This is a genomic window from Paenibacillus sp. P4_E11, assembly GCF_056401635.1.
Genome location: NZ_JBFUIX010000012.1, coordinates 1 through 14688, shown reverse-complemented (window position 1 = coordinate 14688; position 14688 = coordinate 1). Strand labels below are relative to the sequence as shown.

Sequence of the window (14688 nt, the reverse complement as noted above, 5' to 3'; positions counted from 1 at the left end):
CCAACCCCCAGAAGATGACCCCTCAAAGCGACGCGGGGCCTTCAAATCTATTCCGACTGTCCTATTCCCTCGAGATTGTCCTTTACTTGTCTCCCACACTTGTAAGCGATTACCTAATGAGCTAACGGAATCTTCTGCATCTTCAGCTCGTTGCTCAGTCGAACTAGAACGACTTCCTCCTGTTCATAGCGGGCAATTACTTCATCCAGTCCATCCGGACTCTCCAGCTTCATCATCTGGATTTCCTCCGGCCGATCGGCCGCCAAGCTTGCCGCAATAATAAGGGTGTCGTCGGTCGAGCCTTCATCCAACAAGAGCACCTTTACATTCCTGCCCTTCAACCAGGAGAACATGAGCAAGGAGCGCAAATACCATTCCATATGAAGCTCATTATTTTTGGTAATCAACAAATAGGTTAGAGGCTTTCTTCGATTCCACTGAAAAACGGAATGACAAAAATGGACCAAAGCAATAGCCGAACCATAGCTTCCAACAATCAAAAGCAATCCGACAATCATAGCGGCACCTCCCTTAAATCCAGTATATGCCGCTAGGCTGCCTATGGTTCCTGCTCTGCCGGTCCTATTCTTTAGGAAACCGTCTTATTTTTCAAAAGTTTGCCCGTATTTCACTGCCCTTTTACAAAGTCACCCAGCCATTTTTGATCGCAATAATAACGGCCTGCGTCCGGTCTTCCACTTCCATCTTTTGCAGGATGCTGCTGACGTGGTTTTTGACGGTCTTCTCGCTAATGAACAAGATCTCGCCAATCGACTTATTGCTCTTGCCCTCTGCCAACAAGCGGAGTACTTCGGCTTCACGCCGTGTGAGCGGACTGTTCGGCTGATGGATGTACTTCACGCCCGCTTCCCGTGCGGAACCATCACCACCTGCTACACCAACCGTATCCAAGTATGTCATTCTACGAAGCTGATTGATCAGTTTGCCAGTCACTTTCGGATGGATGTAGGCATGCCCGGCTACGACAGAACGGATAGCATTGATCAGCGATTCAGCCTCCATGTCCTTCAACAGATAGCCCGAAGCCCCTTTGCGAAGCGTCTCGAACACATAGCTCTCATCGTCATGAATAGACAGAATAATGACCTTGATCTCTGGGAAAAATTCCTTCAATCGTTCCGTGGCCACGACCCCGTTCTCAATCGGCATATTGATATCCATCAAAACTACATCCGGGCGAAGCTCGTTGCATAGCTCCACGACTTGAATGCCGTCCCCGCATTCTCCGATGACCTCGAAGTCAATCTCCATGTTCAAAATCCGCTTGACCCCTTCTCGCAGCAACTGGTGGTCGTCGGCAATGACGATATTAACCGTGCGACTTGCTTCCATAACTTCAATCCTCCCTTGGTTCCACGCTTATTGGTATTAACATGACGATTTTGGTGCCTGCATTAACTGCCGTTTCCATATCCATTCTGCCTTCCAGGAGCTCGATCCTCTCCCTCATGCCCATAATGCCGAAATGCGAATTGCCCTTATTGATCTGCATTTCCAAACGGTCGAGATTAAAGCCTACTCCATTGTCCTGAATGACCAGCTTGACCATCTGCTTCTGGAATGTGACCTCTACCGATACATAGCTTGCCTTGGCATGCTTGACTACATTGGACAATGCTTCCTGAACGAGCCGGAACACAGCTACTTCCATTGCGGAAGGAAGCCGACTCTCCAACCCCACTACTTCAAACTTCATGCGGATTCTCGCACGATCCTCAAAGTCTTGTATGTATTTTCTAAGTGTCGGAATGAGCCCCAGATCATCAAGCGCCATAGGCCGAAGATTAAAAATAATTTTACGAACTTCTTCCAGCCCCGAGCGTACCTGCGTTTTCAAATCGGACAGCTCTTCCTTCACCGCCGCATACTCGTTGCGTGCTAACATCCGCTCTGCGATCTCTGAACGCAGCACAATGTTGGCCATCGCCTGCGCTGGACCGTCATGGATCTCACGGGAGATCCGCTTGCGTTCCTCTTCTTGGGCCAGGATGATCTTCAGCCCTACCAGCTGTCGGTTTTTGGCCGATTCGAGAATTCGCGTCACTTGATTCAAGTCGCCCGACAAGTATTCCAGCACCACGTTCATCTGCATCACGATGGCCTCAGCACGTTCAATCTGCCGTTCCAGGTTCTTGATCCGCTTCTGCAGTTCATCCCGTCTGGCTCGGAGCTGCTGCTCCTTCTCTCGTGCAATCGTAAGTTGCAGCTGTAGCTGTGTAGCCGCTTCATAGGCAACCCGGATGTCTTCTTCCTTGAAACGGTGAAAATCCCGGCTCACTTCCGTAAGCCGGATTCTTGCACGCTTATATTCGATTTCCAAACGGTCGACCTGATCGATCATTCGGGAGGCATCGTCTTTCACCTGCTGCAGTTCTTTATTAAGCGCCTCCCATTCGGAGCGGACACTTTCGCAAATCTCAAAGATTTGATATTTGCTAGACTCCATTACTCCGATGGCGTTCTTAATGACTTTGTCGATATCATCGAATTGCAAGTCAATCAGAGCCCCTTTTTTCCGATTCCTACTCCCTATAGTACCATATTCCTAGCTCTTTTGACTTGATGATATAGAACTAAATTATTCCAGGGTGACGGATTGCGTCGGTTGGTCCCACCCTACCTTCCAGCCCATTTTCTCCGCCAGAAGTCGCAGTGGCACCATTGTGCGTTCGTTCATCAACATAGGAGCTACTTCARCAGTCACTACTTGACCGTCGATGACCAAGTCCGCCTTGTTCAACCAAAGCTCGGCCATATGATTGTCCTTCAGAATCGTAACTTTATGCTCCTGTTCGTTCCATGCTGTTTCCCCACCCAATGCATCTACTATGAACCTTACCGGGACCAGCGTATTTTCTTTATACAGAACAGGAGCCTGGTCGATGACAACAGTCGCCTGGTTCACAGTCAATGATGTTTTGTTAATGGCTAGCTTCACCAGATTTCGGACCGAGTCGATGGAAGGCGCATATTGGAAGGAAATGTCGTCGAACATCACTTCTCCCTTAGCTGCCCGTTCGTCTTGCCCTTGGGCTGGATTCGCTACATACAGACGGGTTAATGTAATCGGGTATGCAACCCCGTATCCCGCCAAATCCGCCGTAAGCGTCTTCCAGTCCGTCCAATTCATATTCTGAGTCAGATCCACTAGCTTCTTGCTGCCTTTCGCGTCCACTACCTCTGCTCTCACCCAGTTGAAGCTGTTGTCGCCTTTTACTTTAACGGATAAGGTCTGAGGCTGGCCCTGCACTGGAATACCCGCTCCGTTGTCGCCTAGCAGTACATAAGCCGCTTTCGTACCCGTCCCCTTCGTGAAATCATAGCTGAGCAACAATCCATAGGCCCCGGATGGCATTCCGAATGAAGATGTTCGCTTAACCGATCCAGTCACCTCAGCCGTACCAAGGAAGGATACCGGCTTCTCGGTTTCAAAATCAAGCAGTGTCTGCATCTGCCCAAGTGGCATCGTCAACATCGTAGTAAACCCGTCATATTGCGCGTACAGCCGCCCTTGCTTCACACCCGGATTGATGGATTGCACAGTCAGCTTATCGCCCTCGATCAACCCCTTGAAGCCTTCCATTGTCCATTGAATGGACGCAGCCGGAACAGTGCGTGACACCCCTTGTTTTGTTGTGGCTACGACCGGAAGCTTATAGATCGCATTAGGGAGCAGCACTTGAGAAGAAGGCTGGATTTTCAGGCTAGTCAGTTGGTCCCGTCCAATCACTTCGATATCCAGCTTTTGCGTCGCTTGACCGGATTTGACGGTCAGTGTCGTTTTCCCGGTTTTCTGTGCGGTGAACGTATTCCCGTCGAATGTTCCGATCGGCTGCGAGCTGGTCCACTGTGCCTGAACACCGCTATTACTCATATCTACTGGGTTGTAGTAACCATCATATGCTTTTAGGCTGTAAGCCGTCTTTTCTTGTAGGAATACGGTCGTAGGGCCCTTGATCGCGATATCCTTTACATCGCCTTTAGGCGCCATCGAATACACACCAACCCCATTGACTACCTTCCGCTCATAGCCGCTGCCGTATTCGGTGTTGTTCGCCACTATAGTCTTATAGTCTCCTAGCGGTCGTGTCACCATCTGAGTGGAACCGCCACCGTCGAGGTTCAGCCCCTTCCACACGCCAATCTTGATCATGAACTGTTGCAGCTCAGTCATACTAAGCCCTTTGCTGTCTCCTGCATTATCGGCTGTGATAATGTAGGCATAACGCTGATCCTTGGAGTACCCTATGGCAGTCCTCGACCGATACCCGCCAATATCCGACACATCTCGCGAGAACCCGGATGGCTTGCCTTCGTCTACTAGAATCGTATGACCACCTATCATCATCTTGAAATTAGCCGCGTCGTAGTTTTTGCTAAAATCTTGGCCGAATACTTTGTAATCCGACCCCAGCTTGTCGCCCACCTTCAGGTGCTGTCGAATGAATTCGTCCGCTTTCCCTGATGCGCGAAGGATGTAGCCGTCAGCTGGCGCAATCTGCTTGATGATTCCGGTCGTAACAATTTGTTCAATGACTCCATTGCGCACCAATACTTCGGTCGGGACGGTTACGCCGTCATTGGATCGGTCCACCTGCCCCCAAGTGTCCGTATACATGAACAGCCCATCGATCATGCTGTGCTTGTCCTGCTCGTGTAGCCCATCGTTCTCAAACCAGTAATAGGTTTTGTTCACCCCTCCGAGAGGGTATGTAGCCCCGTCCTTAGCGGTTATCTTGCCTTGAAAGGTAAACAGATCCACGATCGGCTTGTTATCCTTCGTCAAGGCAAATGAATAAAAGCCAGGCAAGTAGGGCGGAGTGGCCAACAGCTTGCTGTTCATGACTTGAGGTCCCATCGGGACACCTTCCGCCAGTGTGTTGTAGAAGTCGCCATTGACCGCTGCCACCGCTCCGGTTTCATTGGCCATCTCTCTAACGGTCTGCTTCTTCGTGAATTGTCCGTTCGTTCCTGCCATCGTGTCTAGCCGCACCATCGGGTTTTGCAAATCCACTTCGACCACGTCTGCATTTACTTTAACCTGTGTCTTGTTTCTATCGAAACTATATTCATATTTTCTATGAATGGCGCCGTATGTGAGCGGCTCTTGACTTAGTAGAGTAACGGGCGAATCTGCCGGACTGGCTGCTCCGACTGGAATCGCTGCCCATATCGACTGTACAAGTAGGGTCGTCACTAATAAGGGTATCCATTTCTTGCTCTTTGCCCGTTTAGTCGCTGACCCCATCGTGCTGTTGCCCTGTCCGGACGCAGATGAAGGCCCATTATCGGGTCTCTTTGTGACTGAATTGAAGACTGACATTTCCGTTTCCCTCTCCATTCCTCAGTGTTTGGTTTCTCTCTCTAGTAGTATAGACTCTACTTCCCACCAAAAAGTTACGATAATTTTAATAGCCTGCCTCGTATCGTGACTTTTGTCCTGTTTTATAAAGAATTCGCATGCTGACGTCGATTTGTGGCGGATTTCATGAATTCCAATTCCATGGTTTGTGTGGTTGGACTCAGATACGCGTAAAGGATCGCCTGAAGCTCCAAAGATCGTAATTGCTGCACGGGATCTTTCCATAACCAGAATAGGGAGCGTGTCGAATCCGTTTCGAACCACCCTAGTATCGTGAATGCACGAATGACGAGAATACTCATGGCGGCGGCCTTTTCCTCTAGGCTGGCTTTTGAGGGCAAATGAACGAACCACCCCTCCAACCCATGCACCTTCACTATGTATCTAGACAGGATCGGATGTGTTCGCTTCATATGTTGTACAACATGCAATAACCCCTGCATCATATAAGGATACATAGCCAGTCTCTCTGGAGTAACGTAGGTCTTGATGGCCTCCTCGCACCAACGCGCTCCTTCTTTTTTCTTCGACAAATAAGGGCGTGCCTGAATTAAGATGTGGGTAAAACAACTTTCTAGCACATTCGATTCTACCAGATTCGCTCCCCAACTCAGTTCTTTGTAGTCACAACCTCTGTAGGACATAGGTATCCCTATGAATCGTTTGATCGCCATGTCGAAAGAAAACTGCAATTCCAACTCACGAGGGGACAAAGATTCATAATGCTGCACCAATAGAGCTTTGAGTCTGATTGAGGGTGCATAGGGGCGTTGATCGTGGAGGGTGTACAGCGGCGTACACAATTGATCCGCGAATGTGAAATCGACATGCTTTTCCAGCTTGCTCCAGATCGGATGCTCGGGGAGATTCGTGAAGGTCACATAATCCGTGATGGTGAGGACTCCCAAATGTTTGTAATGCTTTTGTTGGAATATAGGTGGGGTTTTCAATAGGATGTTCGTCTTCAACGTTATTTCTGCTAATCTCGCACTCTCTAACTTTTTATTTGTATGCTTACTTTTGCTTGTGCTTTTACTTGTAGTACCCAGTAGCAGATCTCTAATTTTGTTGTCCAACGCACCATTCCCCTTTATTCCTCAATTTCCTTTATTATACAACATTATAAGAGGTAAATTGCTATTTTGGGAAATATTGTTTTGTAATATTTATCCACATTATTCGCCAACAACTGGCACTGTTCTGCATCTTCCACGGAATTGAAGTCGAATCTAGACTGATCTTGACGTAAAAAAACACCCCTAGAATTAATGTTCTAGAGGCGCTTGTTTATTCATATCTGGAAATTCCTTCACTCCTATACTGCTCTCTTAAACGAGTGCTTGTTGGCGCAATTGCTCGACTTTATCCGTACGCTCCCAAGGCACATCAATGTCCGTACGCCCGAAGTGACCGTATGCGGCCGTTTGCCGATAGATCGGGTTACGCAGTTGAAGCTCCTTGATAATACCAGCCGGACGCAAGTCGAAGTTGTTACTGATTAACTCAACCAACTTCTCTTCGCTTACTTTCCCTGTTCCAAATGTATCTACCGCGATCGACACGGGACGCGCTACACCAATCGCATAGGCCAGCTGAATCTCGCATTTATCTGCCAAACCAGCAGCAACGATGTTCTTAGCTACATAGCGAGCGGCGTATGCAGCGGAACGGTCCACCTTCGTCGGATCCTTACCCGAGAATGCGCCACCGCCATGGCGAGCGTAACCGCCGTAAGTATCTACGATAATTTTGCGGCCTGTCAACCCGGCATCCCCTTGAGGTCCACCAATAACGAAGCGGCCTGTTGGGTTTATAAAATAATTCGTCGCACTGTCCAACCACTCCGCTGGAACGACGGGGCTAATCACGTGTTCCTTAATATCGCGTTGGATTTGCTCGAGTGTAATCTCTTCTGCATGTTGGGTAGAAACTACAATGGCGTCTACGCGAACCGGCTTATTGTCACCGTCGTATTCCACGGTAACTTGAGTTTTACCGTCTGGACGAAGGTAGGGAAGGGTACCATTCTTACGAACTTCGGATAAACGGCGTGCTAGTCGGTGAGCCAATGCAATCGGCAACGGCATTAATTCAGGTGTTTCGTTTACTGCGAACCCGAACATAAGTCCTTGGTCGCCCGCACCCAATGCTTCGATCTGCTCATCCGTCATTGTGCCTTCTCTTGCCTCAAGCGCCTTATCTACGCCCATAGCGATGTCCGCGGATTGCTCGTTCAAGGAAGTCAAAACAGCGCAAGTGGAAGCATCAAAACCGTACTTAGCACGTGTATATCCGATTTCCTTAATCGTTTTGCGAACAATAGCAGGAATGTCCACATAGTCTGCACTGCTGCTGATTTCTCCAATAACGAGGACAAGTCCTGTAGCTACGGATACTTCACAGGCTACGCGAGCATTTGGATCATTCTGAAGGAATGCATCTAATACTGCATCCGATATTTGATCGCATATTTTATCGGGGTGCCCTTCCGTAACTGATTCTGATGTAAACAAACGTCTTCCCTTTTGTGCTGCCATAATGAATCAACCTCCTGAACCTTAGTATATAATAAGAAAAAACATTTTAAACAAATGGATTACATGGCCTTTAGTCCAAAAAAATGAACCTTTTCCGATTGGAAAAGGTTGCATTAGACAGCATGACCTTCAACTTAAAAGTTTACTGGATTTGTCGACACGTGTCAACAAACGAACACCAATAATTATTGGTTAGGATTGAAAAGATTGCTGTGCAAGCTGAACCAATTTTTGCGTGATTGAGCCACCCACTGCACCGGCATCCCGCGATGAAATGTGTCCCCAGTAGGTTTCCTTTACGCTACCTGCTGGTACGGAACCAAGTTCGGTCGCGAACTCTACGTCAGTGACATTCGAACGCCCTGCACCGACCGGCAGTCCTAGCTCAGCCGCGATTTCGTACTTCATTTGTTCCAATGCTTGTTGGCAACCCGGTACTAATTGTCTGTTTCTAGCCATATACAGATACCTCCTTGAGTGGTGTATCTATAGTATGGCGGCTCTTGCTTGGTTCACCCTGTCTAAGTTGTTGTCAAAACCGGAGAAATAAGCTAAGGAATAATGTAGCTGCCTCGAACCATAATATAGATGTCTCCTATATTCTTGGGATCCGGTTTAATCCCTCGACCTTCACGCGGGAAGATTAACAAGTGATTGTTTTCGATCGCTACTCCTGCTGCAATATCTTTGCCTGAGGTTACATCCGGAATCCCGTTATCATCATTGCTTACGGCGATCGTCTTGCCAGTACGGACAATGAATTCTGCGCCTGCTCCGGCGTATATCGTTTTGCCGGGTTGTAGTTGGACCACTTGGAGCTGTGCGGAACCGTCCGCACCTCCAGTGCCTGGTGAACCCGTGCCGGTGCCAGAACCTGTACCCGTTCCTGAACCAGTGCCAGTCCCGCCACCGTTACCTGTTCCTCCAATACTCCCCCCGGCGGCCAGTTCTTGCTTCAACTTGGCGATCTCCGCTGCTACGGCCTGCTGGATCGCCGCATCGGTCGCGGGTTGCTTTGTAATGGATTCGGCAATCTTTTGACTGATCTGTTGGTCGAAATAGCTCTTAGTGATTACAGGGTCGTCTACAGACCCCGGTTGTACGTTTGTCGTACCACCATCAGCCGCGTTTGAAATAATTGTCGACCCTAGCCATATGGCCCCGCCTAATAAAAGAGGAATGTAAAGTAGTTTCAGTTTCTTCATATGCATCAGTTAGCCTCCCCATCTAGCAATCTCCTTCCCTACTATATCGAACATTTAAGCGTGCAGGCAAGGTAAAAAGAACCGAGGCCATGCCTTGGAAGACACAGACTCGGCTTGTTGGTGCTGATGTGAGGATTAGTCGGAATAGATGAACCACTCTAGCTCCTTGGAAGCAATCAGCTTCTTGTGATCCTGAAATTGCTGGTAGATGTTGAGCTTGTATGTTTTTAAGTTCTGTGTTTTATAGATCAATTCCGAATCTGTTAGATTAAACTCCATCGAGTTTGTTCCCTGTTGAAGGACTGTAGCACTACCAGCTTGTGTCGACGCTTCAATATCAAGAAGTTGCGAGAGCTTGGCCTGCCCTGTGACATCCGCCATCTCGAACAAGATCTTATACTCCTGCGGGTTTACTTCGATACCCGCCTGTTTCTGAAGCTCATAATTGAAGCTTACTTTAATGTTGCTGGTCGCTTGTCCAATCTTGATTGAAGTTCCAACCTTGCTCAGACTAAGCAGATATGGGAACAGTTCGATATTTTTGATAGCCTCGATCGGTTTCTTATTCTCTTCCGGCATTGCAAAAGATACAGCATTTACGTAGGAGTCCGGCTTTCCTTCACCTGTCGTGAACTTTCCTTCTGTCAGCGCCTCTCCAATGATTAATTGGCTCACCTGATTGGCCCCCTCCTTCACGAATGTAGCCGATACATTCAAGAGTGCTTTATTGGAAGGCGCGATTTTGTTTTTAATCGGACTCAGTTCCGCAGGTATCATCGTTCCATCAACGGTTTTGAAATACGCAACCAGCTTGCTTAGATCATTAGTTCGTTTCTCTCGGTTCTGAACGGACACCTGCACGGCAAACTTTTCGGATGTTTTCCCCTGGAACGTTTGGATCGAGTGGATTTGGTATTCACCAGTCCGCCCTACTCCGCCAATTCCGATGCTTTCTCCAGCCTTCACGAGCGGTACACTATCCATAGTCGAGCTTACTTTGAACTTTACTAGCTCTGAACCAGATGCATCCCCCGTTGTTGTGGAGGTGCCCCCGCTGCTTGCAGCTTCTTGTAGCACGATCGTAACATCAGAGAACTCATAAGTATACGGTATCTTCCCTACAAGCTGAATCTCAACATCCCGTCCAGAGCTTAGTCCGATAACATTGTCCAATCGAACGAGCTTTGCCTCGACCTTTACATTGTCATCCAACTTGAAGTAGCCACTAAGACCAGGAATTGGTAACGACCGATTCTCGCTTGTACGCAAGCTTAGCTTGACCGAAATCAAGTCTTGATCTTCCCATGGTAATCGTTCGATGGTTTCCAACTTGGCAATATAAGTACCGTCTTTACTGGTGAAGGACTGCTCCTTCTCCGTCGACAGTTCTACTTCAACAGGTTTGGGGACCTCAAACACTCCGAGTGTCAAGTTCACGGTACCGGTACTCCCAGTATCGGCTACCTGTTCCACAACCAATTGCCAACCCTCAGCGCTGATTGTTTTAGGAATCGTTCCACTTAAGGTGACTTCTTTCTTCATGAGTGGATCAATAGTTGTTTTGTCCGTCAGCCCTGCTGCTTGTAAGGGATACTGCAGTCCATCTGTCGTACGGATTGAATATTGGAGCTGTGGAAGCTTTAAGCTTCGATTGTCCGCATTTTGCATTTCAACTAAGAGAGTAGGTAAATGATTATCTTGATTGCTAGCGATCGTCGCTTTCTTGATATTAGTGGTCACTGATGTTTTCGCAATTTGCAAGTTTCTTTTTCTGTAAGCGGGCACGACATTGTTATAAGCAGCCGGATAGGTGATCTCACCCATGTTCGTCTCAAAGTTCGGGGTGTTCGGGCTAAAATTCCATTTGATTACCTTAAACACCAAATCCGCTAACCCCACTGTAGGACCCACTTTGGCGTAGAATGTAATCTCTTGACTGGATTGTGGGGAGATCGTGTTCTTATCCTTATCTTGTGGAGTCACATTCACTGTGTACTTTATCCCCGATGTGGACTGCAGCTTTATCCAGTAGTCGGTCATCGAGAGATCCGAACTCTCTCCATTAAAGATTTTAACTCTGAAATTGACTACATTTTGATCCGAACCAATTGAGAGATTCGCTTCCTTGATCTCAAAATAACTTTTCTCCGATATGTATACGGATCCAATCGATGGCAGATTGAATAATTCACCTGTCGTCGTCACTTGCGTCTGATCTGCGTACGCGTATGGTACTACAGCTCCAGCCAATAGTGTTAATACTACTGCCGATTGAAGCGTCAACCGTTTGAACTTTGATGACTTTGCCACGTTTTCGTGCCTCCTCCTACTTGAGTTTAAATAGATTCTACCATAAGTATAGACGATATATGTGACATGTTTGTTTCGCGGATTAGTATATTATTTAATCGAGAGGGCTTACTGGTCATCTCTAGCATCAAAGGGAGTTGGCCATAACTTAGCCCTCTGCGAATCCATAGGTCGAATTCCTCGTAATGTCCTGCACCGACGCTATTCGGCAATAACCCATCCACCCCTTAAATTAGCGGTTGAGCCGGACAATGCGTTTATCTTTTGAACTCGACAAGTTTTTTGTCAGCTTTCTTTCTACATAACGAATCACCATTTCCCTGTCGCGATCTCCAGCTTGTTATGACGGCGACAAAGATGTTGCAATCTCCCTCCGCATTCCACCTCTTGACGAACATCCTCCCCTAGGCTTCGGAGTCGATCACAAGCCCCATACATGACTTTCACCGTAGATATGACGCCCATGCTGGGCGTACACGTAAACAAAAAAGACCCACAAGGGGTCTCTTTTGTTTAACTATGCTCCTGTTACTGTCCAATGAAATCATCATTGCGAATTACGAGACAGTGACAAGGATCGAAACGCTCTTACCATTAGCAGTTGATACTTTCAGGACGAACTCCTTCACGTTGCTTCCAGCTGTTACCATGCCAGTAGCCGGATCAATCGTTACAGAATCGTTACCCAATCCAGTGGCAGCACCAAGTTTAATGTCGGTAGCACTAAAGATAACTCCGAAGAACGACTGATAGTTAGTGATATTCGCATCATTGTTTTTGCTAGCCGTATATGCGACACCATAGTTATCAGTAATCTTCAAGTAGTTAAAGATTTGGTAAGCGCTAGTGGCAGTGTTAGCTGCAAGTGCTGCAGATGTCGAACCATTCGAGCTTACGATAGAAGCAGCACTTACTGCATCAGCCTTGGAGTTCACAGTAGTTGAAAGGGTTTGAACTTCGCCATTCGCCGCATTGAAGGAGACGTTCACGGTAGCAGTACCTGCTTTGTTACCAATTACTTTAACTCCGCCTGCACTGTAAACCGCTTGGACTACCGATGTATCCGACGATGTACCAGCTGAAATCTTACCAGTCGGGAATGCCACAGTATTGCCTGCGCCGTCTTTGGCAGTAACCGTTACAGCTTTCGCCATCAAGCTAGCGTACTTTTGTGCATCTGTAGGTGTACCTGCACCGCCATCATTGCTCACTACTTGCTTGCTATCCAGATATGCGAAGATGTCTGTAATAGCCGTAACAGCATATGTCAGCTTAGTAGTGTTAGGAATAGATTCAATTTCTCTCTTAACCGTTTGGATTTCATTCCCGTCCTTCTTCAAGACCGCAGTGAAGCCGACCGTTCCGAAGTTAGATGCAGATGGTCTGAATTGGAACCCGCGGTTAAATTCTGCAGGCGTGTAAGCAACCGCACCTGCTTCGCCTACTTGTACAGCATCAATCACAGCTGCGGAATAAGTTGCCGCAACGGATTGTGTAAAGATATCGCCATATGTTCCGCCAGTAACGGTCACATCAAGCGCATATCCTGTTGGAAGCGTTCCGCCAAAAGTATCACCATATTGGTCCTTCAATAGATACTTCAGGTTGCTAGTAGCTCCGAGTACCGATTTCACAGCTGGCGTTGTGTCAAGAAGCAGAGAGGATGGGATGCGCTTGTCAGCTACTGGGATTGTTATCGTATCACTTGTTTGTACATTAATGGAGTAGATACCAACACTTGCATAAACAATGCCTCTTGCTGGAGCATCAATAGTTGCTAATTTAATCTTACCTTTGTTAGCACCATACTGAACAATACCGTTTACCGTAATGTCTCCACCGGCAGGTGCCACAGTAGCACCACTAATAGATACATTAAAGCGGTTAGCGTTTGCTACAATATCGTCCGCAGAAAGCTTATTCCCTGCAGCATCAAAAGCATCAAATGTAACATACTTGCTCGTATCACCTTCAGCAATGGTTCCTACATAATCCAAAACATCAACCTTGTTAGCAACCTTCGAAGAAACAAGTTTGATCTTGGAAGTAGCGCTGGAGGTACCCGCGTAAACAGTTACTGTGTATTCTCCATCTTTCTCAACCTTGCTGTTGGCTTTCAGCTTTAAATCAACTTTAGTGAAGTCATCAGCATAGATTGGGTTGTCAATATTTTGTTCAAACGGAGATACCAAAGCTTGGATGTTTGGCTTATTAGTGTAGTTAGGAGCTGTTCCAAGGAGCGAATCCTTAGTGAACACGCCACCGTATTGATCATACAGAGTCAGCTTAATGGTTGCTGTATCGTCGGAAGTTGACAACGCCTTGGACTCATTATTATAAGTGGCCTCAGCAGTTTCTACTTTTGCAACATAAGCATCCGTACCAACTTTGAACGTCCTGGTAACTGTTACACGAGAATCATTATGATACAGAGTAACCGGAACAACTCCAATACCTGTTGTCAGATCTTTAGTTACCAAGGAAAGTTGGAGCAGACCGTCATCGCCTTTGGTCAATTGCGGATTTGTACCCGTTGCAGATACAAAGTAGCTGTAAGCACCCGCTGGGAAGGAAGCTGCTTCACCATATTGGTTGGAAGGCTTGATCTTCAGCGTTACTTTTGGCGATCTAGCGATTTCTTCGCTTGGGCTTACGAACTCGATCTTAGTTACAGCCTCGTTCTCAGCCTTGAAGCTTGCTGTTGCCGTAGCAATCTCAGTTGCATCGATACCACCAAGCGTTACAGTGTAATCGCCAGCATTAACCTTAGTGCTAGTCAGTGTCAGAGTAGCCGACTTCTTGTCTTCTGACCAGGTTGTTGTCGTAGCTACAGCCGCAGTACCCTTCTTCAGAGACAGAGTAGCCTTAGCCGTGTCAACTGCTTTGTCCAAAGTTACTTGCACTTTGGTCACGCCAGTCGCTTTAGCTTCTTTAACCRAAGCCTTCGCAGGAACATTCGCCTGTTCAAGAGCGCCCTTAGCAGAGTAAGTAGCTTCTACCAGTTCAGCACGAATTGCATTTTTGGTGTAGTCGGTCTTAGTAGGCAACAGACCTGCTTTGATTGCTGCTGCTACAGCGCCTTTAGCCCACTCCGAAACATTACCACTTACAGTAGCGTTGTCGTCAACTTTAAGACCCAGTGCGCGAACTGTTACAGTAGCCAGTTGCTCAAGTGTTACATCGCCAGCTGGTGCGAACAGGCCAGGTGCTACGCCGTCCATCAGCATTGGTGTAGCCTTGGATACTGCTTGGA

10 protein-coding genes are annotated in these 14688 nt (G+C 47.5%); all 10 read right to left on the bottom strand.

Annotation, left to right across the window (positions count from 1 at the left end; all coding sequences use genetic code 11):
* Nucleotides 1-113: 113 nt before the first annotated feature.
* The gene (locus AC1DWB_RS07415) at nt 114-518 is read right to left on the bottom strand and encodes a glycosyltransferase family A protein (protein ID WP_477540404.1); all 405 of its coding nucleotides are present in this window, start codon (nt 516-518) and stop codon (nt 114-116) included.
* 121 nt (nt 519-639) lie between these two features.
* Nucleotides 640-1353 carry a response regulator gene (locus AC1DWB_RS07410; protein ID WP_477540403.1) on the bottom strand — a complete coding sequence of 238 codons (714 nt, stop codon included), beginning with the start codon at nt 1351-1353 and terminating at the stop codon, nt 640-642.
* A gap of 4 nt (nt 1354-1357) precedes the next feature.
* Nucleotides 1358-2521 (bottom strand): sensor histidine kinase, encoded by a 1164-nt coding sequence (locus tag AC1DWB_RS07405; protein ID WP_477540467.1) that lies wholly within the window; start codon nt 2519-2521, stop codon nt 1358-1360.
* Between the two features lie 78 nt (nt 2522-2599).
* A complete protein-coding gene (locus tag AC1DWB_RS07400) occupies nt 2600-5344 on the bottom strand; it encodes a stalk domain-containing protein (protein ID WP_477540402.1) in 2745 nt (914 codons plus the stop codon).
* Between the two features lie 122 nt (nt 5345-5466).
* Nucleotides 5467-6459, bottom strand: coding sequence for a transposase (locus tag AC1DWB_RS07395; RefSeq protein WP_477540401.1), 993 nt, complete (start codon nt 6457-6459; stop codon nt 5467-5469).
* A 252-nt stretch (nt 6460-6711) separates the two neighbouring features.
* Nucleotides 6712-7920, bottom strand: coding sequence for a methionine adenosyltransferase (gene metK, locus AC1DWB_RS07390; RefSeq protein WP_477540400.1), 1209 nt, complete (start codon nt 7918-7920; stop codon nt 6712-6714).
* A gap of 192 nt (nt 7921-8112) precedes the next feature.
* Nucleotides 8113-8379 (bottom strand): small, acid-soluble spore protein, alpha/beta type, encoded by a 267-nt coding sequence (locus tag AC1DWB_RS07385; RefSeq protein WP_477540399.1) that lies wholly within the window; start codon nt 8377-8379, stop codon nt 8113-8115.
* Between the two features lie 92 nt (nt 8380-8471).
* Nucleotides 8472-9131 carry a hypothetical protein gene (locus tag AC1DWB_RS07380; RefSeq protein WP_477540398.1) on the bottom strand — a complete coding sequence of 220 codons (660 nt, stop codon included), beginning with the start codon at nt 9129-9131 and terminating at the stop codon, nt 8472-8474.
* A gap of 129 nt (nt 9132-9260) precedes the next feature.
* Nucleotides 9261-11435 carry a hypothetical protein gene (locus AC1DWB_RS07375; protein ID WP_477540397.1) on the bottom strand — a complete coding sequence of 725 codons (2175 nt, stop codon included), beginning with the start codon at nt 11433-11435 and terminating at the stop codon, nt 9261-9263.
* 557 nt (nt 11436-11992) lie between these two features.
* Nucleotides 11993-14688: hypothetical protein (locus AC1DWB_RS07370; protein ID WP_477540396.1), on the bottom strand; the 2696-nt coding region annotated here is incomplete at its 5' end.